This is a genomic window from Candidatus Foliamicus sp. (genome assembly GCF_965221325.1).
GTDB lineage: Bacteria > Pseudomonadota > Gammaproteobacteria > Steroidobacterales > Foliamicaceae > Foliamicus.
In genome coordinates this window covers 1,554,646-1,579,418 of record NZ_OZ244880.1, presented here as the reverse complement: position 1 = coordinate 1,579,418, position 24,773 = coordinate 1,554,646, and the positions used below count along the sequence as shown (strand labels likewise).

General features: G+C 62.7%; 16 protein-coding genes and 1 tRNA gene. 10 read left to right on the top strand and 7 right to left on the bottom strand.

The genetic code is table 11. The annotated features are described in order from the left end of the window. Positions 1-3: 3 nt before the first annotated feature. The gene (locus tag ACWCOO_RS06925) at positions 4-525 is read right to left on the bottom strand and encodes a GspH/FimT family protein (protein WP_446830268.1); all 522 of its coding nucleotides are present in this window, start codon (positions 523-525) and stop codon (positions 4-6) included. A 202-nt stretch (positions 526-727) separates the two neighbouring features. Between ACWCOO_RS06925 and ACWCOO_RS06920 the strand changes: the two genes are divergently transcribed. Together ACWCOO_RS06920 and ACWCOO_RS06915 are read left to right on the top strand one after the other, a co-directional pair. Then, positions 728-803, top strand: a tRNA-Thr gene (locus ACWCOO_RS06920). Between the two features lie 14 nt (positions 804-817). Continuing rightward, positions 818-1,396: a UbiX family flavin prenyltransferase gene (locus tag ACWCOO_RS06915; RefSeq protein ID WP_446830267.1), complete on the top strand. Its 579-nt coding sequence runs from the start codon at positions 818-820 to the stop codon at positions 1,394-1,396. 12 nt (positions 1,397-1,408) lie between these two features. Here ACWCOO_RS06915 and ACWCOO_RS06910 read toward each other — a convergent pair whose 3' ends face one another. Next, complete coding sequence (locus ACWCOO_RS06910) at positions 1,409-1,891, bottom strand: YybH family protein (RefSeq protein WP_446830266.1); 483 nt, start codon at positions 1,889-1,891, stop codon at positions 1,409-1,411. Positions 1,892-2,076: 185 nt separating this feature from the next. On the opposite strand from ACWCOO_RS06910, the gene ACWCOO_RS06905 reads away from it, so the two are divergent. From ACWCOO_RS06905 to ACWCOO_RS06890, 4 genes are all read left to right on the top strand, one after another. After that, complete coding sequence (locus ACWCOO_RS06905; RefSeq protein ID WP_446830265.1) at positions 2,077-2,871, top strand: SDR family NAD(P)-dependent oxidoreductase; 795 nt, start codon at positions 2,077-2,079, stop codon at positions 2,869-2,871. A gap of 20 nt (positions 2,872-2,891) precedes the next feature. Next, positions 2,892-3,932 carry an NAD(P)H-dependent flavin oxidoreductase gene (locus ACWCOO_RS06900; protein WP_446830264.1) on the top strand — a complete coding sequence of 347 codons (1,041 nt, stop codon included), beginning with the start codon at positions 2,892-2,894 and terminating at the stop codon, positions 3,930-3,932. Positions 3,933-4,043: 111 nt separating this feature from the next. Continuing rightward, on the top strand, positions 4,044-7,235 hold the full coding sequence (locus ACWCOO_RS06895; RefSeq protein ID WP_446830263.1) for a TonB-dependent receptor domain-containing protein: 3,192 nt from the start codon (positions 4,044-4,046) through the stop codon (positions 7,233-7,235). 55 nt (positions 7,236-7,290) lie between these two features. Then, complete coding sequence (locus ACWCOO_RS06890; protein ID WP_446830262.1) at positions 7,291-9,276, top strand: alpha/beta hydrolase family protein; 1,986 nt, start codon at positions 7,291-7,293, stop codon at positions 9,274-9,276. Positions 9,277-9,313: 37 nt separating this feature from the next. Here ACWCOO_RS06890 and ACWCOO_RS06885 read toward each other — a convergent pair whose 3' ends face one another. Then, on the bottom strand, positions 9,314-10,714 hold the full coding sequence (locus tag ACWCOO_RS06885; protein WP_446830261.1) for an MFS transporter: 1,401 nt from the start codon (positions 10,712-10,714) through the stop codon (positions 9,314-9,316). Between the two features lie 6 nt (positions 10,715-10,720). Next, a complete protein-coding gene (locus ACWCOO_RS06880; protein WP_446830260.1) occupies positions 10,721-12,235 on the bottom strand; it encodes an acyl-CoA synthetase in 1,515 nt (504 codons plus the stop codon). Between the two features lie 87 nt (positions 12,236-12,322). Between ACWCOO_RS06880 and ACWCOO_RS06875 the strand changes: the two genes are divergently transcribed. The 3 genes from ACWCOO_RS06875 (at position 12,323) to nadC (ending at position 15,253) form a co-directional block, all read left to right on the top strand. Beyond that, a complete protein-coding gene (locus ACWCOO_RS06875) occupies positions 12,323-13,819 on the top strand; it encodes a UbiD family decarboxylase (protein ID WP_446830259.1) in 1,497 nt (498 codons plus the stop codon). A 65-nt stretch (positions 13,820-13,884) separates the two neighbouring features. Then, positions 13,885-14,295, top strand: a complete 411-nt coding sequence (locus ACWCOO_RS06870; RefSeq protein ID WP_446830258.1) for a PaaI family thioesterase — start codon at positions 13,885-13,887, stop codon at positions 14,293-14,295. A gap of 91 nt (positions 14,296-14,386) precedes the next feature. Then, entirely contained in the window at positions 14,387-15,253 is an 867-nt protein-coding gene (gene nadC / locus ACWCOO_RS06865; RefSeq protein ID WP_446830257.1) for a carboxylating nicotinate-nucleotide diphosphorylase, read from the top strand. Positions 15,254-15,266: 13 nt separating this feature from the next. Here the strand turns inward: nadC and ACWCOO_RS06860 are convergent, their stop codons facing one another. Together ACWCOO_RS06860 and ACWCOO_RS06855 are read right to left on the bottom strand one after the other, a co-directional pair. After that, complete coding sequence (locus ACWCOO_RS06860; RefSeq protein ID WP_446830256.1) at positions 15,267-22,778, bottom strand: reprolysin-like metallopeptidase; 7,512 nt, start codon at positions 22,776-22,778, stop codon at positions 15,267-15,269. Between the two features lie 98 nt (positions 22,779-22,876). After that, the gene (locus tag ACWCOO_RS06855) at positions 22,877-23,407 is read right to left on the bottom strand and encodes a urate hydroxylase PuuD (RefSeq protein WP_446832013.1); all 531 of its coding nucleotides are present in this window, start codon (positions 23,405-23,407) and stop codon (positions 22,877-22,879) included. A 235-nt stretch (positions 23,408-23,642) separates the two neighbouring features. On the opposite strand from ACWCOO_RS06855, the gene grxD reads away from it, so the two are divergent. Beyond that, positions 23,643-23,963, top strand: coding sequence for a Grx4 family monothiol glutaredoxin (gene grxD / locus ACWCOO_RS06850; protein ID WP_446830255.1), 321 nt, complete (start codon positions 23,643-23,645; stop codon positions 23,961-23,963). Positions 23,964-24,043: 80 nt separating this feature from the next. Here grxD and rnt read toward each other — a convergent pair whose 3' ends face one another. Further along, a complete protein-coding gene (gene rnt / locus ACWCOO_RS06845; RefSeq protein ID WP_446830254.1) occupies positions 24,044-24,712 on the bottom strand; it encodes a ribonuclease T in 669 nt (222 codons plus the stop codon). Positions 24,713-24,773: the final 61 nt, after the last annotated feature.

Genomic DNA, 24,773 nt, shown 5'->3' with positions numbered 1-24,773 from the left:
GACTTATCCGGCGGGGCAGACAAGAGTCTCGCCGCCGGCGGTGGTTCGGGCGGCGCGCGGGCGCCCGATATTGTTGACGATCACTGCGCGTGCTTCCGCGCTCCCGCGCCGGTCGCAGACAATCAGTGTGCCGTTGGTGGAGCGCCCGCGGAACGGCCGGAACACGAACTGGGTGCGATTGGCGCTGATGGCAAGACCGGCTCCGACTCGTGAGCGGTAAAGGATCGAACCCGGTGTTGGCGCATAAGGCGCTGCCGGGTGCGCATCATCGTGCACGATCCATCCGGAATCCCAGTTTTCGGCGCTGCTGCACTGCCGTCCGTCGGAACTGGCGCACACGATGGTGGCCTTTCCACGTTCGGCAGCCGACCGGCGCGCGAGGTGCAGGCTGCGGATCAATCCGTTGATCGTGGTGCTCCGCTGCACATTGAGCATTCCGGTGGCGATAGTGGGCTGCGCCAATAGCGCCGCGACAGTGGCGACAGCCAGTGCTACCAGAATTTCCATCAGCGTAAAGCCGCGCATCGTGCGTTCCCTTGCATGCGCCGTTTCCGCGGGCGCGAAAGCAAAGATAACCACCCACGAGGCAGTCAGGAAGGGCGCAATTGCGCGTATTCGTCAACAAATCAGCGGGGCATCTATGCGATACAATCCAAGCGTTCAGGCGCGGCGGCGCGCGCCAGGTCGCACGGCGGTGCGCCTGTTTGCGAGCCGGGCGCCCCCCGCGGCCGGAATAGCTCAGCTGGTAGAGCAACGCATTCGTAATGCGTAGGTCGTCAGTTCGAATCTGACTTCCGGCACCACCTTCAATACTTGCATGCGGCTTATCATTGGAATCTCCGGCGCCAGCGGCGTGATTTACGGCATTCGGCTGCTGCAGGCGCTGCGTGACGCGCAGGGCGTGGAGACGCACTTGGTGATCAGCAACGGCGGCAAGGTCAACATTGCGCTGGAAACCGACTGGAAGGTTCGCCAAGTGGAGTCGCTGGCTGACGTCGTACATTCGGATAGCGACGTGGCGGCCACTATCGCCAGCGGTTCATTCCCGACCGGTGGCATGGTCGTGGCGCCGTGCTCGATGAAGACGCTTTCGGCGATCGTCAATTCCTATGCCTCGAACCTGCTGGCACGGGCCGCGGACGTCACGCTGAAGGAAGGACGCAGACTGGTGCTGGCGCCGCGCGAGACCCCGCTGCACGCGGGGCACCTGAGGCTCATGCGCCAAGCAGCGCTGATGGGCGCCATCGTGGCGCCACCGGTGCCGGGTTTCTATGCCAAGCCGACTAGCGTGGACGACATTGTCAATCACACCGTGGGCCGGCTGATGGACCTGTTCGGTCTGAAAACGGACCTTGTGCGCCGCTGGCCTGGCGGCAAGGAAGCTGCCAAGAGTTGATGTCGGGCCTCATTAGTGGCTTAGCGGGCGCCTTGAGGACGTGGCCCAGTGGCGGATTCGCCATTCGCCGTCGATACGTTCGGCCACTAGCGTACCCATGCCTTCCACACTGCGGTGATTTCCTCCGCGCGATCCGGCTGCCTTGTAGATGAAAACACCGTAGGCGAGATTTTCGGTTCCGTGTGCATGCACCAGTTCGGCCTTGTAGCTGACGTTCTCCAGCGTGGCCAGCTCCTGGCTGAGGTGGTTGTTGAAGTAATCCTCCCACCCGTAGTTCGGATAGCTCGATTCGATAACCACGAGCTGCTCGTCGGTCCGCATGCAGGCCTCCACCTCCGCCAGATCGCCAGCCTCAAGCGCCGTGGAATAGCGGTCCAGCAGCTCCTGCAGTTCGCGTTGCACACCGCTTAGCGAGTCCGCGGGCCCCAGTACGGGCATATCAGAGATGGGGCGCAATACCCATGCCGGCAGTTCGCGCGCTCTTGGACCAGCCATGAAGATGTCTCCTGCGGTTGATTGAATGAAATCCACTTTACCGCAGAAGCGGCGCAGCGGCCAGCGGCCCGTGGCGCCCCTCTTGGTGGCGGCGCACCTGGCCAGACGCGCGGCGCAATCGGGTCGCGATGCAGAGCTGTTCGACGCAGCATGGCGTTCGCTGCGGCCTGCTAGAATTGCGCCCCATGGACGAACGCAAGACTGCCATCGTGACCGGTTCGGCCACTGGTGTTGGCGCCGCAGCAGCCGAGTTGCTGGCGGCCCGGGGCTGCAACGTGGTGGTGAACTACACACGCAGCGAGAAGGAAGCTTTGGAAACTGCTGCTCGATGCGAAGCGGCGGGAGCGGAAACGCGCGTGGTGCGTGGCGACGTGTCCGAAGACGCCGATTGCCTGGCGCTGGCGGCGGCCGCCATGGACGCCTGGGGGCGTATCGACTACCTGGTCAACAACGCCGGCCGGACCAAGTTCAATCCTTATCCCGATCTTCACGGGCTCGACAAGCAGGATTTCCTGGATATCTACGCGGTCAACGTGGTGGGAGCCTACCAAATGATCCGCGCTGTTGAGCCGCACATGCGGGCGCAGGGCAGCGGAGCAGTGGTAAACAATTCGTCGATCGGCGGAGTTACCGGCGTTGCATCGTCGATTCCCTACGCCGCATCCAAGGCTGCGCTGAACTTGATGACCAAGTCTCTGGCGCATGTGCTCGGGCCGGAAATCCGCATCAACAGTGTCGCGCCCGGCATGATTCAGACCCGCTGGCTGCAGGGCGGAATGGGCGACAAGGCCTACCAGGGCATGCTGGACATGGCCAGTTCCATGCTGCCGCTGAAGCAAGTTGCGGAGCCGGAGCACGTCGCCGAAGTGATCGTCTGGTTTCTGGAAGGCGCGCCGCTGGTTACAGGCGAAACCCTTATTGCCGACAGCGGGGCGCATCTGGGGCAGTTGCCGCCGCTTTCCACCGGCGACTCGGACTAGCCCGCCACAAACCCGCGCACATGGCGGCGAACCGCCCCGATACCGACGTGCGCATTGCAGAACTCGCGGAGCGGCTGCGGCTGCCGGTGTTCGCTGCGCCCATGTTCCTGGTTTCCGGGCCGGACCTCGTGATAGAGGCCTGTCGAGAAGGTGTGATCGGCGCTTTCCCGTCGCTCAACGCCCGTCCTCTGAAGGCGCTGGAGGAATGGCTGGAGCGGATTTCGACGACGCTGGCCGAGGACGAAAGGCAGCGGCCGGGCAAGAGCGCGCCCTGGGCCGTGAACCTGATCGTGCACCGCAGCAACAAGCGGCTGGACGAGGACCTCGACCTTACCGTGCGTTACCAGGCGCCTATCGTGATCACGTCGCTGGGTACCCCAAGGCTGGTGCGCGACGAAGTGCATTCCTACGGCGGATTGCTGTTTTGCGATGTCAACAGCCTGTTCTACGCGCGCAAGGCGGCCGACGCCGGTGCAGATGGCCTGGTGCTGGTAGCGGCCGGCGCCGGCGGCCACACCGGCATGATCACGCCGTTTGCGTTTCTGGCCGAGGTGCGCAAGTTCTTCGCCGGCCCTCTGGTGCTGGCCGGCGGCATTTCTTCGGGAGCGGATGTCGCGGCGGCTATCGCCATGGGCGCCGATTTCGCCTACATAGGCACCCGTTTCATCGCTGCCCGTGAAAGCCTCGCGCCCGACGGTTACCGGCAGATGCTGGTGGACAGCGGCGTTGATGACCTGGTGCTCACGCCCTACTTCACCGGCGTACCGGCCAACTATCTGAAGACCAGCGTAGAGCGGGCGGGCATCGATCCCGCCGTGCTGCAAACTGCCAACCCGGACATCCAGTTCGACGACGAAGAGAAGCGCTCGCGCGCCTGGCGCGACATCTGGTCGGCCGGGCAAGGCGTGGGCTCGGTGCAGCGTGTGCAGTCCACAGCCGAACTGGTGGCGGAACTCGAATCGGGCTACCGCAACGCTGCGGCCCGCCTGGGCCGCCAGACAGCCGGGAAGCTCGCGCGGCCGGAACAGAACCGCATAACGGATATCAAGTCGAAAAAATAGACTGAAATCGTCCGCGTTTGCCCAATTTACGTTTTTTTGGGCTACTCAAATTGACTTGCGGACTATTTCGACCTATAACAAACGCTCAATAGAAATTTCGGGGGTGTGCAAATGCACAGACTTCTGACAATCGCGTTGTTTGCCTTGCTGATGCTGCCTTATGGGGCATTTGCCCAATCCTCCCAGGAGGAGGCGGACGAAACGCTTGATACGGCTTCGGAAGAAGCCGAGGGGAATGTGGAACCGGTAGCGGACGAGGCGCCCATGGAAGAGGTGGTCGTGACCGGTTCGAGAATACGCCGCGATGAGTTCACCAGCGCCGCGCCCGTGCAGATCATTGACGGCCAGGTATCCCGCGAACTGGGCCTGATCGACACCGCCGCATTGCTGCAGAGCGCCACGCAGGCGACAGGAACGCAGATCGACAGCACCTTTACGGCCTTCGTGGTCGATAACGGCCCGGGCGCTTCGCAGATCAATCTGCGCGGTTTGGGTCCCGAGCGGGTGCTGCTGCTGCTCAATAGCCGGCGGGTGGCTCCAGGCGGCGTGGGCGGCGCACCGACCTCGCCGGATATTTCGACCATACCCAGCGTGATGATCGATCGGATCGAGTTCCTGCTCGACGGCGCGTCGTCCGTGTATGGCTCGGACGCCGTGGCCGGAGTGGTAAACGTGATCATGCGGGAAGATTTCGAGGGTTTCGAGTTCGAATCCCAGCTCATCGAGACGGACGCCACGGGCGGCGCGGAGCAGACACTGGGGCTGGCCTGGGGCCAAACCGCCGACAATTGGACGCTCGGCATGGCGGCCGAGTACTACCGACGCCAGCGTGTCCGCTTGCGCGACCGCTCCTACACCGAGCGCTGCGACCGCTACTTCTATGAGGACGAAAACGGCAATCCGCTCAGCAACTACCTGGGCTTGGTGCCCGGCACCACCCTGAGTCCCTGCCGCCTATCCACCATCAACCGGGTTTACCTTGACATTGGGTTCGGCAACATGTGGTACACGTCTGGCGAAACCAACATCGGGATCCCCAACTTATCCGAGACCGAGGTACCGGTTGGATTTACCGGATTCAATCCGGCCGCCATCGTGCCGATAGACCAGGATGGAGACGGTATTCCGGACACAGGACTGATCGACCCGGACCGCGACGGCCTCTCGGACGTTGACCTGCAGACCGACGCCTACAACTTCAACGGGACCGACCGTGACCGGGCCAGCGACCTGCTGCCCGGAACGGAACGCATCAACTTCTACGCCTACGGCGAGTACGACCTGGGCAACGCCAGCAATACCCAGGCGTACTTCGAGGTGCTCTATGCCAACCGCAAGACGGTGGTGTTTTCGCCCGGTGCGACGATTTTCCCTGATGTGCCGGCCGGCAACCCGTACAACCCCTGCAACCAGTTTCAGCCCAACGGCGTGAACTGTCTCGGTTTCTTCGGCTTTAATTTCGGCAACTTCGAAGTCACTCCGATCGTGGCCGTGCGCGGTGACCGCGACAACAGAGACGTGGAAATTACCCAGTTGCGCTCCGTTGCGGGGCTGCGCGGCGATCTTCCGTCCTGGCGCAATGACTCGGGCTTCGGCAATTGGGCATACGACTTCTATTTCAGTTACTCCACGTCCGACGGCACGGACTTCCAGACCGGCATTCTGGAGCGCGAACTGACACTGTCGCTGGAAACCTCCGTGCTTGATCCGGCAACCGGCGACATCACCTGCGGCGCCGGTCAGCCCTGCGTGCCGGTGGATATGTTTGCGGGTTCGCTGTATCAGCCGGGCGGAGGAGACTTCGCCACGCCCGCGGAGCGCGACTACGTGTTCGGCGTACGCTCCTTTGATACCGAGATCTACCAGTCCATCTTAAGCGGCATCCTGCAGGGCGATCTGGCGCTGCTGCCCTGGAACAAGACGCCCGTGCCGCTGGTGCTCGGCTTCGAGTACCGCGAGGACGAGATCGATTCGGTGCCCAACGAAGTCGCGCGCGACGGGTTGCTGATCGCATACTTCAAGGACGGCGGCGCGGTGGGCAAGCGCGACATCACCGAGTTGTTTCTGGAAACCGAATTGCAACTCCTCGAAAGTGCCCCGCTGGCCGAGGAACTGTCGCTGAATGCGGCGCTACGCTGGACGGACGAGAGCACCTACGGCAGTGATACAACCTACAGCGGCAAGGCTATATATTCGCCGTTTGAGGGCATTTCCTTCCGCGGCACGTATGGCACCTCGTTCCGGGCGCCCAACACCCATGAGCAATTCCTGGCGGGCACGTCCGGCTTCGCAGCCATTTTCGATCCTTGCGTGGTGCCGCTGGGGGCGCGGATCGACTCCCTGAATCCCAATCAGCCGGCCACCTACAACCCGGACGACGACTTGCGCGAGCAGGATGTGCTCGACAATTGCCGGGCGCAGGGCGTGGATCCCACCACGCTTGGACTGGAGGGGTTCAATACCACCTACTCCGTGGAGCGCCTGCGCAAGGGAGGCCAGCAGGTTCAGCTCGATATCGATCCGGAAACCTCCACCTCCTATACCTACGGCGTGGTGCTGGATCAGCCTTTTTGGGATTCGTTCATCCTGCGCCTGAGCGTGACCCATTTCGACATCCTGGTGGAGGACACAATCAGCCTGCTCGGCACCGGGTTCATAGTCAACGACTGCTACGTGGAGAATCCGGGCAACACCAGCGCCTTCTGCCGCTTCATACGGCGCGGCGCCAACGGCCTGATCGAAGAGGTGGATGCCAGCTTCATCAACATCAACGCGATCACCTCGCGGGGCATCGACTACAACCTCTACTTCCAGCGCGATTTCGTCATGTTCGACCGCAACCTGAACCTGGAGCTGGACCTGCGGGTAACGCGGCTGCTGGAAAACAACTTCATTTTCCTGGAGGCCGAGGAGGACGACGCCGCCACGCCGGTTGCGCCGGAATGGGAAGGGTCCGCGCTGCTGTTCGCTACCTACGGAGCTTTCCGCCTCAATTGGGGTGCGAACTACATCCATGGTGAGCAGGACGACCCGGGCGATTTCTTTGAAGGCGTGCCCTGTGCCACACTCAACGTCATGTGCCGGCCTCTCGCGATGACCGAATCCTACTGGACACATAACGTTTCGCTGCGCTGGCAACCTCGGAACTGGTCGATCACCGTAGGGGTGGCCAACCTGTTCGACGAGGAACCTCCGCTGATGGACGCCGGCGCCCCGGAAGTTCAGTTGAACAATATTCCGCTGGGAGCGGGTTACGACCTGCTGGGCAGGCGTGCCTTCCTGTTGGTGGCGACCCAATTCTAGGCATCGTCCGGCGGTTGGCCCGAGGCAACGCGCTATTGCACGGAAACCGCTGCAGATGTTGACGCGGAATGGTTTGGGGCTGGGCTTGGGCCTGGCGTTGCCGCTTGTGGCCTTGGGCCAGGCGCAGCAGGGGCTGAGCGATTTTGAAGCGTTCGCGCAAGAGCCCGCGATGAGCGCGGCAGCGGTTTCGCCGGACGGCAAACACGTGTCCACGCTGCAACGCTTCGCCAAGGATGGCAAGCAGTTTCTGCTGATCTACGAACTGGCCGACATGGCGAAGCGGCCGGTTACGCTGGGCGGCGACAGGATGGAACTGGTGTCCGCCGCCTGGGCCAACAACGACAGGCTAGTCGTGCGATTTCGCCAGGATGTGGAAACACTGCAGCGGCTGGGCGCAGACACGCGCCAGGTCAGCAAGCTCGCCACGGTGGACAGGAAGGGCGGGCGCTGGCTCGAGATACCGAGGAGACGGGCTGACCGGCGCAGCGAGATAGCCAGGACCATGGAGCAGTTTGGCGGCGCGCAGGTGTTCGACATGCTGCCCAAAGACGAAGATCACATCCTGATTACCTACGACGACGACCAGAACAGGGTGCCGGATATTTTCCGGGTCAATGTGGAGACCGGTTCCGCTCAGCGGGTGGCCAGGAACAGCAACCGGATATCGATCACCTACCTGGACGAGGATGGCGATCCCAGGCTCGCCGCGCGCTTCGACGCGAGCGCTCAAGCCATTATCGAACTGGCGCGCCTCAAGGGAGAGACCGAGTGGATCGAAATCGGCAGAACCGAGGCCAATGTGGACAGCGCCAGCAGCATTGCCGAAGCTTTCCGCCTTGTGGGTCCGCCTTCCAGCAATGAGTTCTACGTGCGCTCCAATCACGAGACGGACACGGTCGGCATCTATACCTACGATCTTGAAACGCGCCAGTTCGGCGAACTGCAGTTCATGCATCCGCGATACGACGCCACCGGAATCCGCACCCGCCTGGACGAAGACAGGAACGAGGTCATTGTCGGTTTCACGTTTACCGGGAAGGCAGGCGACGTGTATTTGGTGGACCCGCAGGAAAAGGCGCTTTACGAGGCTATAAACGGAATCTTGCCGGACACGGATAACAGAATCGTATCGCGTTCTCGCGACGGCGCCACCATGATCATTCGCGCCGAGGGGCCAAAGATGCCCCCGTCGTGGTATCTGCTGAAGGACAATCGGCTGGACCTGCTGGGTCGTTCGCTGCCCTACTTGACCGCGGACATGCTGAGCGAAGTGGAGTGGGTGCGCTACAAGGCGCGCGATGGGCTGGAAATTCCGGCGTTGGTGACGGTGCCGCAAGGCGAAGGTCCTTTCCCGCTGGTGGTTCTGCCGCATGGCGGGCCGGTGGCCAGAGACTACTGGGGTTTTGACGTATGGGCGCAGTTGCTTGCCCATCACGGCTACGTGGTCATTCAGCCGCAATTCCGCATTTCCGAAGGGTTTGGGCGCGAGCATCTGGAGGCGGGCTATGCGCGCTGGGGCCACGAGATGCAGGATGACCTGGAAGACGCCATCGCCTACCTGTCAGGGCGAGGCTTGGGCGATCCCGCCCGCGCCGCCATTTTCGGCTGGAGCTACGGTGGCTACGCGGCTTTCGTCGGTGCGCTGCGGGATCCGAACCCGTTTCAGTGCGCCATCGCCGGAGCGGGCGTAGCGGATCTGCCGTATTTCCGGGCTTGGCTGGCCGACTCCGGGACGTTTGCCGAGAAAGTGTATCGGCCCACTGTGGACGGCCTTAATCCGCTCGACCACGTGGACAGCGTCGATATTCCCATACTCGTCATTCACGGTGACATCGACGAACGGGTGCCGGTGGCCGAAAGCCGCAAGTTTGTCGCCAAGCTCAAGGAGTATGGCAAGCGCCACAGATACATTGAGCTTGAGGGCGCCAATCACTTCTTCGGTACAATTTTCTATCGCCACTACATGCAAATGTATCCGGCGATGATCGACTGGCTGGACAACACCTGTAACCTGAAGGCAATCTCAACGGCCGCCCGCTAAGCTTGGTTTTCCCGCGCCGTTTGGCGCCGCGGTGTGCTCAGGCGCCGGGCCAGCGCGGGTGGTGCAGATCGATTACGTAGTCGTGCGCATGCTGCACGGGCCGGTGCCGATGCTTATGCATGTGGGGCTCCGGCCCCTCTTCGCCTGCGTGGGAATGCTGGTGGTGGCGGTCGTGGACGTGCATGTGGCTGTGCTCCATTGCCGCATGTTCGTGCATGGTCTCACCGCCATCTTCGCGGGGCCACAGCCGTGCGCCAAGCAGGGCCAGTGCGATGCAGGTCAATCCCAGCATCAGACCGGCCGCCGGCAAGCCGAATGAAGCGCCGAGCCATCCCGCCAGCGGGTAGCCGGCCAGCCAGGCGGTATGCGAAAGCGAAAAATGTGCGGAAAAGTAAGCCGGCAGATCGGCGGGGTTGGATGACTTGTTCACAACCCTCCCGGCGGGCGTATAGACCCAGGAGGCGCCGAGGCCCATCAGCGCCCACAGTGCCATCAGCGGCGCCAGGCCGGGCGCCAGCAGCAGGAACAGGCAGGCGGCGCCGGCCAGCAGTGCGCCGCAGGTCATCAGCACCCGGCTTCTCGCGCGGCGCAGCAGGAGCGGCGTGGTAAGCGCGGCCAGCATCGAGCCGCCGCCGTAGGCCGCCATTGTTACGGCCACCATCCAGTCCTCGCCGCCTAGCTCGGCGCGCACGTAATCGACGTTGTTCACCAATACGGCGCCGCTGGTCATGGCGACGGCGAAGTAGAGCGCCAGCAAGCTGCGCAGCCTGGGCGTGGCCAGATAGGAACGTACGCCGAAAGTGACTTCTTCCAGGATTCCGCCAGCCCGCGCCACCGGCTCGATGGGCGCCAGGCGGGTGAGAATGATGAGCAGGGCGGAAATCAGGAAGGCAGCGGAATTGAGTTCGAACAGCAATTCGAAGCCGCCACCCGCAGCCATCAGGACCATGGCCAGGAGCATGCTGCCGACCGTTTCCAGGTCGTAAGCCAGACGCGTGTACGAGAGCGCCCGCGTGTAGGTGGCGGTGTCCGGCAGTACCGTGGGAATGACGGCCTGGAAAATCGGTTTGAAGGCTGCCGAAAATGCCTGCACCAGAAAGATCAATGCATATATGTGCCATTCCTGGGTCACGAACGGCAGCAGCAGAACCAGCCCTGCGCGCAGCACGTCGCAACTGACCAGGATGGACTTGCGCGACGCGCGGTGGGCGAGTCCCCCGCAAACCGGCGCCAGGAACACGTAGGCGACCATCTTGATCGAGAGCGCCGTGGCCAGCACCGGGGCCGCCTCCCCGCCGGTCATTCGAAAGGCGAGCAGTTGCAGGCCCACGGTCGTGAATCCCGTACCCACCAGCGCGATGACCTGAGCCGCGAACAGGCGCCGAAAGGCCGGTGTGCGGAATGGGTTGTCCTGTGGTGGAAGCGCGTTCTTGTTCACACTTGCTTATCCATAGCGTCGCCGCAGTTCCGTCTTGACTATCTTGCCCTGCGGACTGATCGGCAGTTCGTTCACGATCTTCACGTGCTTGGGAATCTTGTAGCGCGCCAGGTTGGCGCGGCATTGTTCGAGCACGTCTTCGGCGGTTATCGTCATGCCTTTGCGGGGCTGCACCATCGCCATGCCCACCTCGCCCCACTTGGGGTCGGGCACCCCGATTACGCCCACCATCCTGACCGCGGGCATTTTCGCCAATACCTGCTCGATTTCCGCCGGGTAGATGTTCTCGCCCCCTGATATGAACATATCCTTTATGCGATCAACTATCGTCAGCGTGCCATCTTCGTCCATACGCCCGCCGTCGCCGGTGCGAAACCAGCCATTCACCCAGGACGCCGCCGTGAGCTCCGGATCGCGCCAATAGCCGGGCGTGACGCCCGGCCCGCGCAACTGCACTTCACCCACTTCGCCGAACGGAAGCTCCCACCCTTCGTCATCGCCGACCTGCAACTCCACGTGCATCATTGCGTGGCCCGCTGAGCCCAGCATTTCGCGGGCTCGGTGCGGTGGGGTAAGCGTAACGCTGAAACACTCCGTAAGCCCGTACGACTGCACCAGCGGCACGCCCTTGGCCTCCCAGGTGCGTAGCAACTGCATCGGCACCGGGGCGCTGCCCACGCCGAGACAAACCAGTGACGGAAAACGCGCTTTCTCGAATTTCGGCAGCTCGCTCATCATCAGGTAGTGTGTAGGAACGCCGATGCAGTGCGTAATGCCCATCTCGGGATCGGCCAGGTAGTCCAGGCACTGTTGCGCGTCCCAGCCGGGCATCACATTCACGCAGCCACCAAAATGAAACAGCGGCGTGCCCGCCGCGTTCAGGCCGGCGGTATGAAACAGCGGGGCGTAAGCAAGGCTCACCGAATCTCGCGTCATGCCTGCGTGCAGGGAGGCGCAGAGCACCGTGTTATGGATCATCCGGTAGTTGTACATCACGCCCTTGGGCCTGCCCGTGGTTCCCGAGGTATACAAGAGGCAGTTCAGATCATCGCCCGTGAGCTCCGGCATGACCGCCTCGGGCCCGTGATCGGAAATCAGATTCTCGTAGTCCGACCCGTTTCCTTGCCGGCGGATCAGCGTCGCCTCCTGCCGCCATCCTTCGGCCAGTGATGCGAAATCCTGGTCGCAGAACAGGACCTTGGGCTGGCCGTGCGCGAGCAGCGCGGCGATCTCCTTTGTGTGCAGCCGCCAGTTCAGCGGCATGAACAGCGCGCCCAGTTTCCAGCAGGCGAACATGAGTTCATAGAAGTCGGTGCTGTTGGCGGCAATGATGGCCACCCGGTCGCCCTTAGAAACACCGTGCGCCGCGGCCAAGCCCGTGGCCAGCCGTGTGCTGCGCTCGTTCATTGCGGCATAGGTGAATCGGCGTCCGCTGCCGAGGTCCACGCAGGCCAGGGAGTCCGCGTTGTAGCGCGCGTGGTACGCCAGCCAGTCGTAAATCTTGTCGCCTTTGCTGTTCAAATGAGGCGTTCCACCTTCCGGCCCGTGGCAAGACAGACTAAATTGCATTAGGCTGCGCCTGTACGCAAGCGCCAACAGGAGGAATGTATGGCCTTTGACGATTTTCGCGCCTACTTGAGTCTGCTGGAAGAACGGGACGAATTGCGCCGCATCACGCATCCTTTGAGCGTGGCGCTGAATGAATCCGACCTGCAGCCGCTCATGGCGCTGCTGCATTCCGGCCCCAACAAGGCGCTGATTCTGGAGAATCTGACCGGCTACAACACGCCGGAGGTACCGGTCGCGTTCAATCCGTACGGCAGCCGCTTGCGCACCTCGCTATGCATCGGCGAGGAAGATGTCCTCGAAGCCAAGCGCAAGCACGCGCGCATTCTTTCCGACCCGGCCAAGTGGCACCAGCCGGTCGTAATGGACGCCGCCGATGCGCCGTGCAAGGAAGTGAAGATTCCCGAACAGGACATATCGCTGGGCAAGCAGATACCGCATGTCTGGTTCGGCAAGGAGGGACCGGCCTACATCACCAACGGCATCGCGATTACCAAGGATCCGGAGACCGGCGCGCGCAACGTGGGCTGGTACCGCTACACGCAGTTGTGGAACGCGCAGCATCCGGCCGGCGGAGAATATTCGCAACACAATCAGGACCGCTGCCTGGCAGTGTTCGCCTACTGGAACCCGCCCATGAATCACATTGGCCTGCACCTGGCCAAGGCGCTGGCCGCGGGCAAGCAGCTTGAGGTCGCGATTGCCTGCAATTGCGATCCGGCCCTGCATCTGGCGTCGGCTACCGGTCTGCCTTACGGTCAGGACGAATACGATTTCGCCGGTGGGCTGCGCGGCGAATCACTGAAGCTGGTGAAGTGCGATACGGTGGATATAGAGGTTCCCGCAAGCGCCGAATACGTGCTCGAAGGTGTTTTCCTGCCCGGCGAGCAGGAGCAGATTGGCTGGCACTCCAACCCGCTGGGCTATTACGACAAGGTGCAGGTGTTTCCGTTGATGCAGGTCAACCACATAACCCACCGCAAGAACCCGATCTGGCATTCGACCATGGAGATGGTGCCGCCCTTCGACCACAACTACCTGGCGCTGCTGCCGGTGGAAGGCGAGGTGCTCAGCGATCTCTCGCGCAAGATTCCCGAGGTCAAGGACGTGGTGGTGACCCCCAACATGACCTACATCGTGCAGTTGAGCGTGGACGGCGCCACCAAGCCGCATTCGGAGTTCGGCAAGTATGTGCTGCACGCGGTATGGGGCGCCGCCGGGCGCTGGGGACGCACCGCCAAACTGGTGATCGTGGTGGGGCCGGACGTCAATCCCTACGACATGGACTCGGTGGAGTGGGCGATTTCGAGCCGCGTACAGCCGGTGTCCGACATCATCCTTAATCCCTCCGGGCAGGCTTTCGTGCTCGACCCCTCTGCGCCCAAGTCGGCGCAGGGCGTGCCTGTGCAGTCCGAGCAGATGGGCATCGACGCCACCATCAAGATTCCCGAACGTTTCACGGACTACCCCGAGGTGAGTCAGGCCGACCCCGCCGAAGTGGCGGCTCTGGCCGAGCGTTTGGGCAATGCGCTGGATTGATGACGCGCGCGGCGCTGGTGCGAAGTCCTTGCTTGCGGCATCTCCGCGGCGTGTCGGGCTGAGCCTTGACTGCGGGCATTGATGTCTCGAAGCTGCCGCGGCTCAGCAGCCGCGCGGCGCTGGGCGGCGAACTGCTGTCGGTGGACACGGAGCGCCGCGTGGCGGTTGGGCGCTTCCGCCCTCCGCCGGCGCTGGCCAACCCCAACGGCTGCCTGCAAGGCGGATTTGCGCTGGCGATGCTGGACGATGTGTGCGGTGCGCTTACCTTTCTAACTTGCGGGGAACGTCTTTTCGGCACCGCGCAGATCTCGGCCAACTTCCTCAAGGCCGTGCCTATGGACGAGCCGCTTCTGGGCGAGGGCAGGGTGATACACAGCGGCCGCCGCCAGGCCGTGGTCGAGGCGGAACTGACACGGGAGCGGGATGCAGCGCTGCTGGTCCGCGCCACGCTGCTGAACGTTTTCATCCAGGCTTGATACTGATATTGCGCCAGTCCGCGCCGTGTGGCGAGCGTGTTTGCGCGATTTGCGCGCGACGCCATGCCAGGTCGGCTCCTGCTTCTGAGCAATGACCAGGTGCAGCGCACCGGTGCCGCAGCCGCCTATGGACGCGGTGCGCGAGGACGCGCGGCGGGCGCTGCGCGAGGATCTGGGCGGCGGCGACGTTTCCGCTGAGCTGCTGTCGGAATCCTCGCAAGCTACTGCGGTTGTGGTGGCGCGCGAAGCCTGCGTATTGTGCGGGCGCGCATGGTTCGAAGAGGTTTTTTCGGCGCTTGATGAGCGTGTCGTCATCCACTGGCGGGTGGCGGAGGGCGCGTTCACTGAGCCCGGCGGTGTGGTATGCGAGTTGCGCGGCGCGGTGCGCGCCCTGCTGAGCGGCGAGCGCGCGGCGTTGAATTTCGTGCAGATGCTGTCGGCGGTTGCGACCCGTACCCGGCGCATGAGCAAGGCGATTGAAGGCTCGGGCGCGCTGCTGCTCGATACCCGCAAGACCCTGCCGGGATTGCGCCAGGCCCAGAAATATGCGGTGCGGGTGGGCGGCGGAACCAATCACCGCATGGGCCTTTACGACGCGGTGTTGTTAAAGGAAAACCACATCGCCGCAGCCGGAGGCGTTGGCGCCGCGCTTGAAGCCGCTTCGCGCACCCATGCCGAAATACCCATCACGGTAGAAGTGCGCAACCTGGATGAATTCACCCAGGCGCTGGACGCCGGCGCCCGCTGGGTGATGCTCGACAACTTCTCCCTGAATCAGATGGCCGCAGCCGTCCGCGAACGCGACCGCCGCAGCCGCGAAACGATACTCGAAGCGTCAGGCGGAATAGCCGAAGACAGCATCGCCGCCATTGCCGCCACCGGCGTGGACCGCATCTCCTGCGGCGCCCTCACCAAGCACATTCAGGCCTGCGACTTCTCCATGCGCCTGACCCCCTAAAGCCGCCTGCAAGCTAATCCGACGGCGGATTGCGGGTTATCCTGGACAACGAAAGCACCCGGTCGCGCTGGCCATCAAGTTGATCGAGCGCGGCGAGGTCGGCGCCCGATATCAGGTAGACCTCGCCGCCGTCAAGCGAGTCGTGGATGCCGAGCAATATGTCGGGATGCTCGTCGCCGTCCACATCGGCAGGCGCTTGCAGGCTGGGAGCCGTATCGCCCCATGACGGGCAATCGCGCAGCGCATAGGAGCGCGAATATTGGATAACGCCATCAAGCCGCATGGCGCTGGTTGTGTGCGACTCTGCAAACAGGTCGGCAGCGGCTAACAGATACGCGCAAACGCCATCGTCGTAGTATTCCGGGTGCAAGCCGATGAGCAGGTCGCTGCGTCCATCACCATCGAAATCTCCAGTGTTGGCTTGGGCGCGCTCGCCGGCGGGCAAGTCGAAGGTCCAGCGCCCGGGGCGGTTCTCGGTGCGGCGCAGCAGTGCCTGCCCGTCGGAAGTGCCGTCGCTCGCATCAAGCTCGGCCAGTCGATTTGCGTCTCCGGAAACGGCGAACAGAGTGGCGCCGGACTTTCCATCCGTGGTTCCGGCAAGTAGCACCAAGTCCGGCTGACCGTTGCCGTCGAGGTCGCCGAGCGACAGGTTCCGGCCCAGCCCAGCCGCCGCGGATTCGCCCAACAGCTTCCAGGAATGCGGCTCGGCGGCGGCTCTGCCAAGATTGATGTGGCCGTCCGCGGCCCCGTCCGCGGCGTCGACCGCTTGCCAGTCGCGGCTGCCGATCAGGTATGCCGCGCCTGTATCGGGTTCCGCGCCGTCGTGCCCGGGTGCGCCAACCGCTAAGTCGGGCAGACCATCGCCGTCGAAGTCGGCGGCCTGGTACGCCCTTCCGGCGAAATCCTCCGCCTGTTCACCGGAGAATTGCCAATCGTAACGAGCCTCTGCTCCCGGCTCGCCAAGGATCAGGCCAGCCAGGCCCGTTGCATCATTCGCTGCCGGTTCCGACAGCAGCACATCGGCGCGCCCATCTCCGTCGGCGTCGCCGATGGCAGCTAATGGCTCATCCGCTGCTCTGCGCAGCCCGCTCACACTGCGTCGGGCGCCAGTCTGCCGCATCAGCAGGTCCAGCTTGACCACGCCATCGGTCGCGCCGTCCGCGGCGTCAGCTCCGGCGATATTCGCGCCCGAGATCAGATACACCGACTGCAGGCCGCCGAATCCCGCAGCCACCCCGAATTCCAGCGTCCCATCGCCGTCCATATCACCGACCGGGAATACTGCTGCGCCAGCCTCCTGCCCATCCTCGCCCACGAGCTTCCAAGAGCTATGCTCAGCGGCGATGCCGGCCATCGGGATTACGCCATCGCCTGATTCATCCGCAAGGTCGCTCGCGCCGGTCTCGGCAAGCGAGAGCACATACACCGCACCCCCAGCCGAATGCCGGGGCGCTCCCAGCGCGATCTCGGATGTCCCGTCGCCGTCCAGGTCTCCGATAGCGGCCAGCGCATGCCCGAGCCGGTCGCCTGCGGTTTCCGCCTGGAATTGGAAGGAGCGCAGCGCGGAGCGGGCAGGGTCCAGCGGGAAAGCGTCCTGCTCATCCGCTACGCCGTCGCCGTCGTCGTCGGTGTCCGCGTTGTTGCCGATGCCGTCGCCGTCTGTGTCGGCGGATTCGTATGGGTCCAGCGGGAAAGCGTCAAGGTCGTCGCTAATGTAGTCGTTGTCGTCGTCGGTATCGCGATTGTTGCCGATGCAGTCGCGGTCCAGGTCGCTCCACTCTGCGGCGTCGAGCTGAAAGACGTCCTCAAGGTCCGGTATGCCGTCGCCGTCGTCGTCCGGGTCCAGCGCGTTCGGTAGTCCGTCCCCGTCGGTATCCCCCGCGAAGTTCGCCAAGTGCAACCTCCGGTCCGCCGATCCGTCCGCTCTGTCCAACGCCGCCAGATCCGCACCCATGAGCAGGTAGGCGCTAGGGGGGCGCCAGTGCTCGACTCCGTCGCGCCGTGCGAAGCGACTGGCAACGACCAAGACGTCGGCGACCCCGTCTCGGTCAAAGTGCGCGAGGCCTTGACTGTCCAAGCTGAAGCTGGAAAGGTGGTCGAAGTGTGCAGCTCCGCGTATCCGGTACGTGTCGCTATCATCCATCAGCACTTGCCGGTTCACGGTCCCGTCTGCGTTCAATGCGGCCCGCTGGACTGCCTTCATGGAGTATAAGTAGGCCTTGCCAGTATTGCAGACGTAGTCGCCGTGACGGCCACGCAGTTCGATCAGGAGTGCCGAGTCGATTTCGGCAGCGCCATGCGCAGGCCGCAGGTCCATTCCGTCGATATTCAGGCTGATGGAATCGGAGATACTGGCTATCTGCGCGTACTCGATGTGGCCATCAACGGCACCGTCCGCAGCGTCCATTGCGGGTAGCGCGCCGCCGGACACCAGCACCGATTTATTGATCCCATAGCCGATCATGAAGTCCGCGAGGCCGTCTGCGTTCATGTCCCCAACCGCTCTCAAGTAACTCCCAAAGGCATGGTTCGACGAGGCCGTGGACTCCGGCGCGAACCGGTAGGCGCCGCTGCCTGCCGCCAGCCTGAGGCGGATGGTCCCGTCGATGAATCCGTCCGCCGCATCCAGATCCCTGAGGCGGGCACCGGACAGAAGATAGACGACGCCTTCTGTATTCCTATTAACTCCCGGCGCGTTGGCACCGATCAGGATGTCCGCTATCCCGTCGCCCTCCGCATCGCCGATCACGGCGAGATCACTGCCCGCGCGGTCGCCTTTGCGCTCACGAAGGAATCGGTAGGAATTGGTCCCGTCGGCCACGTGGCGCAGTTCGATTCGGCCATCCGTTTCACCGTCGGCAGCATCCACCGCTTCGATATCGCCGCTCGCGAGCAGGTAGGCTGCGCTCTCGTAATGCACAAATTCGAGACGGTCATCCTTCAGACCTGGAGCGCCGACAAGTATCTCTGGTCGCCCGTCGCCGTCCTGATCGGGCAGTACGGCCAGGCTTTGGCCCGCAAGCTGGTAAGGACCCTCTCCGATCAACTTGAATGAATTTCCTCGCTGCACGACCAGTTCGAGTCGCACGTTTCGATCCGCTTCACCGTCCGCTGCATCCGCTTCGGGCAGATCGGCGCCGGACACGAAATAAATCATGCCTGCACTTCTGTAAGAAAGACTATTACTAGCATTGACAAGCGCATCCGCGACGCCATCGCCGTCCATGTCGCCGCGGGAAATCACTGTTGTTCCAGAATAGCTTTCCGGCTCGCCGACGAGGCGCCAGGAGGACTCACCATGTGCGATGTTGCCCAGATGAATCACCCGATCCCGTAGGCCGTCCGCACGGTCCAGGCGTTCAAAGTCACTGCGCGCAATGAGGTGCGTGACGCCTTCACTGCCGGCGCCAGAGAATCCGGACTTACTCAGTAGTACCAAGGCTTTCTCCCCGCCTTCGCCCCACCAAGCCCCAGCCGTCAGAGCTACTTCATTAAAAACTCCTAACGAACTGGCCATTTGTTCGCCAACAAACTCGTAAGACAGAAGATCGCTCCGCGAAGCATCCAGGGGCGCCAGATCCGAAGCATCGGGTACCCCGTCGTTGTCGTCGTCCGGATCGGTGTTGTCGCCCAGCCCGTCGCCGTCAGCGTCGCTGGTTTCCGCCGCATCTTCGGGGAAAGCGTCGGCATTGTCGCCCAGCCCATCGCCGTCTGAATCCGCCCATTCCGAAGCGTCCAGGGGAAAGACATCTTCGGTATCGGCAATGCCGTCGCCGTCATCGTCTGTGTCTGCGCTGTCTCCCGCGCCGTCGCCGTCGGTGTCCAGGAATTCGAGTGGATCACGCGGAAAGGCGTCTCTGGCGTCCATAACGCCGTCGTTGTCGTCGTCCGGGTCGGCGCTATTGCCCAAGCAATCGCCATCGTAGTCACTCCACTCTGCGGCATCAAGCGGGAAGGCGTCCTCGACATCGAGGACGCCATCACCATCGTCGTCCTTGTCGAGCGTGTTGGAAAGCCCGTCGCCATCCGTGTCGCCGGCAAAGTTTGCAAAATGCATTCGCCGATTCGACTCACCGTCCGAAGCATCCAGCGCTGCGAAGTCAGCCGCCATAAGCAGGTAAACGCTATGAGGGCGCCATTCGTCCCGTCCGTCGAGCCGCCACCTGCGCGATGCAGTCAGCAAGATGTCGGTATCCCCGTCTCCGTCAAAATCCGTCCCGGCGTCGCCGTAATATTGGCCCAGCCTGTCGTACGGCGCCGCGCCGCGCATCCAATACGTGTCGCTATCTTCTCGCAGGGCTTGCCGATTCACGACGCCACCTGCGTTTACGTCGGCGCGAGCGAGCGCTGAGGCGGTATACAGGTACACCTCGCCAGCTAAACAGAAGGAGCCGCCGTCGCGGGCGCCTAGTTCCAACAGGACCGGCGCTTCGCCTCTGGTGCTGCTGTATCCCGGGCGCAGATTCTCTCCAGCGACATCCAGCCTGGCGGACTCGGGCAACCCGGCTATGTTCGCGGCCTCAATGCGACCATCCACAACACCGTCCGCCGCGTCCAGCGCGGGTAGCTCGGCGCCGGATACCAGCACCGAATTCCGAGAATTGTTGTAGTCAGATCCGATCGCAAAGTCCGCGCGGCCGTCCGCGTTGATGTCTCCAAGTGCTTTCACGAAGCTTCCGAAGTACGTAATATTGAAGCCTGCGGTTTCTGAGGCAAACCGGTAGGTGTTGCTGCCTGCCGTTAGCCCAAGCTGGATGGAGCCATCGGTGGATCCATCCGCCGCGTCCAGATCAGCCAGCCGCGCGCCAGAAAGGAAGTAGGCTGCGCCGCCCGGATCCCTTAAGCGCCTCCACTCATCCGGTTGCAGCCTGCCGGCGCCGATCAGGATATCGGGTATGCCGTCACCGTCTGAATCACCGATCATGGCGAGTTGCGCCCCGGCGCGGTCGCCTTGGCGTTCGCGCAGGAACCCATAAGAATTGGGCCTGGCGACCACATGCCGCAGCATGATCCGCCCATCCGCATCGCCATCGGCAACGTCCGCCGCTTTGATATCGCTACTCGCCAGCAAATAAGCCGCACCTTCGTGGTGTATTGGACTGTCCTGCTCGTTCTCAGGGTACGAACTTGGAGCCCCCAACAGGATCTCAGATTTCCCGTCGCCGTCCCGGTCCGGCAAGGCCACCACGCTGCTTCCGGCGTAGTGACCGGCACTCTCCCCGGTCAGCCTGAACGATCCGCTGCCCTGCACGACCAGTTCGAGTTGGACGTTTCGATCTGATATTCCGTCCGCAGCGTCTGCCGCGGGCAGATCGGCACCCGATACGAAGTAAACTGCACCGTTCGCGCGCTCTTCGCTGATTCCATACTCCGGCACTAGGCGGAATCCAGGCGCTCCCACCAGCACATCGGCTAGACCATCGCCATCCATGTCGCCACTGGATACCAGCGCCTCTCCGGTAGAGCTATCTGGTTCACCGATCAGACGCCAGGAGGATCTGCCGTGTGTGATGTTGGCCAGATGAATCACTCGATCCCGCAAGCCATCCGCCAAGTCCAGATGATCAAGGTCACTGCGGGCTATCACATACGCCGCACCTTCATCGGTATCCGAATCCACGTTCTCTCTGAGCGCATCGTAGCGAGGCTCCCCAAGCAAAACGTAAGCGCTGTCTCCGGCTGGGCCCGTCCACATACCAGGCACTAGGTGGGCATACGTCCCGGCTTTCTCGCCGACAAACTCGTAGGACGCAAGATCGCTTCGGTCAGGATTGGTGGGCCAGATATCGGCGTTGTCTCCCACGCCGTCCCCGTCGGCATCCTGCCAGTCATTAGGATCAAGAGGAAAGGCATCGTCGCCGTCCTCCACACCGTCGTTGTCGTCGTCGTTATCCGCGTTGTCACCCACCCCGTCCCCGTCAGTATCGGAGGTCTCCAACGCATCCAATGGAAACGCGTCGGCATTGTCGCCCGTGCCGTCACCGTCCGAATCGGTCCATTCCGTCGCATCCAGCGGGAAGGCGTCCTCGGCGTCGCTGAATCCGTCGTTGTCGTCGTCCTCATCGGCATTGTCGCCGATGCCGTCCCCATCGGCGTCGGAAGATTCGGTGGCATCAAGTCGAAAGGCGTCCTCGGCATCCGGTACGCCGTCGCCGTCGTCGTCCTCGTCCGCGCGGTCGCCCACGCCGTCGCCATCGGTGTCCCGCCATTCGGAGGGATCGTCCGGAAGATCGTCGACCGCATCCACGAAACCGTCGCCATCGGTATCGGGTTTGCTGTCGCGGACGCGCACGAACTGGTAGCGGACGGCGTTGAGACTGGTTACGGCGTCCGCTGCAGCCGCCAGCTCCCGGTCGATGCCGCATGGCTTCGCATCACGGGCGAAACCGGAGCATGATGCGTTCGGGTTCGAGAACAGTCCCACCCGGTGTGATCCGCCGAAGGTGTAGCTCATGATCGTATTGAAATCTCCCGCTTCGGCATGACCGCGCGACCAACGCCAAGTGCCTTTTTCGTTCTGCCACTTGGAATGGGCAAGCCCCATCACGTGACCCAGTTCATGCGCCAGCACCTTTGCCGAGCATCTGCCCAGCACTTGAGCCAAGTTCCAGTGAGGACTTTGTCGATAGCTTCTTAGCTCGCTGGCATGCATGTGCCCCCGTTGATAAAACGTATTCACATAAGCTATTCCGCAAAGACGGGACTCTGAGGGTGCTGCAATCCGAAACATCGCGTACATGTCGCTGCCGTGACTGTTCGCATCGTCTCGAGCCCGTGCTCCCAGGCTAAAAATATTATCTTTTTCCGTCTCTACAGCGCCTACCACTCGAAATTGGAATTGAACCCCGCTGTCTCGCAGATAGGCGTTGGTCAGAGCGAAGGAATGCGCAATGCGTGCGAATGGGTCGTGGTCATACAAGATGGACCAGTTCTTGCTGTAGAAAGCCAGCGCGTCGATTTCGACATCGTGCGGCGGTGTCGAGGTTGGGTCCGTGGCGTCGGTGTCCATGAGGCGTTCATTGGCGTCACCTACGCCGTCCCCATCGGTATCCCTCAGATAGTCGAGATCGCGAATGTCGAACGCACTGTCCAAATCTGCAGGACTTTCCATCGAGACCCGGTCCAATAGGCGCCAAGTTTCGTTTATGGGCGCATCCAGGTGGATGTACAGGTGGCGCCGCCCCTCATGCCCTGCCGCCAGCGAGGTCTCGTACGTTTGCGGAGCAATCAGTTCTTGGGACTGAACGCCGCTGCTCAGTTCAATGGTAGCGATGGTCTCGGTCGGTTGCGCCCGGGAGTCGACATCCTCCTCTCCGCTTGAGGCGACGACCGTAAACCTTAGTGTAATGTTCGGCTTGCTCCAGTAGCTGCGTACGCCGGCGGTGAGCCGCAGCGTTTCACCGTCGCTTTCCAGCCGGCACGGGCACACAATGTAGGTGCCGTCGCCTTCGCCCGGTGGAGCCGCCGAGCCCGCGAAAGCAAAGGTGGCTAACGCACCAAGTACCAAGCCCTGTAATCGGTTCATGCGCCGACGCGAAGAAATATCCGCCGCCATGTGGCGGGCTCTTGTTTCGAAGGGCAGCGTGTCAGGCCACCTCTTGGGTCCAAGCCTGCATAATGCGGTCAGAAAATCGTGCCGTGGCCGGCGCCGACCATGCTGGCGAGCATGGGGATGGAGAGCAGTGTGTTGGTGCGCGAGAACACGAAGGCGGTGCGCCGGGATTTGTTGATTTCCTCGGCGCTGGCTTCCACCAGACCCAGCACCCGCTTTTGGTTGGGCCAGATAACGAACCAGACGTTGAACAGCATGATGCTGCCGAGCCAGGCGCCAACGCCAATGGTCAGACCGTAAACGGCGTCGCCGCCGCCGGGCACCAGGCCCAACGAGAAGGCGTTGAAGAAATCGCCGCGGTGCAGCAGGAAGGTGGCTCCGGCGAGCCAGGTCACGAGCGCCGACCAGCGGAACCACCAAAGCGCGCGCGGGGCGACATAGCGGGTAATGGCGGCGCCGTTGGGCCCGTCGTCGTCCGAGGCCGCGTCTGCCAGGGCCTGAACCTGCACGAAATTGAAGTAGTAAAGCAGGCCGATCCAGGTGATGCCGGCCACCACGTGAAGCCAGATCAGAAGTGAATTGGCCATGTTTGCACCGGCCATCGAGCTGCCGGTGCCGGCGGCAATGCCCATGATCACAAGCGAAAGTACCAGTCCGCTAACGAGCGTGCCGGTGAGCGTATTCAATGGGTTCATGACTTCCCCTCTCAGTCCAATCCGAAAAAGCAGATTCTGCCACAACTCCGTTCGCGAGGTTTTTGGCCGCGGCGCAGGCGAGGGCATGGCCGGGACGGGTGTCCTATAATTGCGCCATTATTTCGGAACGTAATTCACAGCCATGCAGGACAAGCAATTAGAGGAGCGCATCAGCAAGCAAGTCGGCGAGTTTCCGCTACTGCTCTACATGAAGGGGTCGCCGGATTTCCCGCAGTGCGGGTTCTCAGCCCAAGTCGTGGCGGCGCTGCGCCAGTGTGGAAAACGCTTCGCCTATGTGGACATTCTGCAGGATCCGGATCTTCGTCAGGGACTGAAGGAATATTCGAGCTGGCCCACGTTTCCGCAGCTTTACGTGCGCGGGGAACTGGTTGGGGGCGCCGATATCGTTACCCAGATGGCGCGCAGCGGCGAGTTGCTGGAGCTTGTCCAAGATCTGGACTAAACCCCGTGGCAGAAACCCCGCTGCGTTCGACCCGCCTCGGCGCGACGCTGCATTCCGCCGCGGCTTGCTAGCCCCGCCGTTCAGGGCAGGGCGGGATTGGATTGATTGTTGATTCGGTTGACAGCTTCGCAGAAGAGTTGCGCGCAGCATTGCGCGTCGTAGAGCGCGGAATGCGCCCGATCTTCGTTCCATTCGAGCCCTGCGGCCTGCGCGGCCAGGCTCATTACGGTCTGTCCGTACACCGCGCCACCCAGCGTGCAGGTATCGAAGACGCTGAACGCATGAAACGGATTGCGCTTGATGCCGCTGCGCTGAATGGCGGCGTTCACCACCGCCAGGTCGAAGTGCGCATTGTGGCCTACCAATATGGCGCGTGAACAGCCGGTGGCCTTCAGTTCCCTGCGTACGACGCGAAAAACGCGCCGCAGGGCCTCGCGCTCGGGCACGGCAGGGCGCAGCGGATGGTCCGGTTTGATGCGGTTGATGCGCAGCGCGTCTTCCTCGATTACGGCGCCCTTGAAGGGTAGAACGTGTAGCCACACATGCTCGGAAGGCGCCAATTGGCCATCGTCTCCAACCGCGAACAGCACCGCGGAAATTTCCAGCAGGGCATTGCGGTCCGGGTCGATGCCGCCGGTTTCCACATCCACCGCCACCGGCAGGAAACCGCGGAAGCGGTCCTTCAGAGCCCAGGGAGCTTGCATCGGCAAATCCAGTTTCGTGTCTCGTGGCCCAATGGATGGCGTCATTGTCAATCCGCGGGGCAGGACAGCGGGCCGCTCCCGCTATGCTCAGGCGTGATTGTTCCGG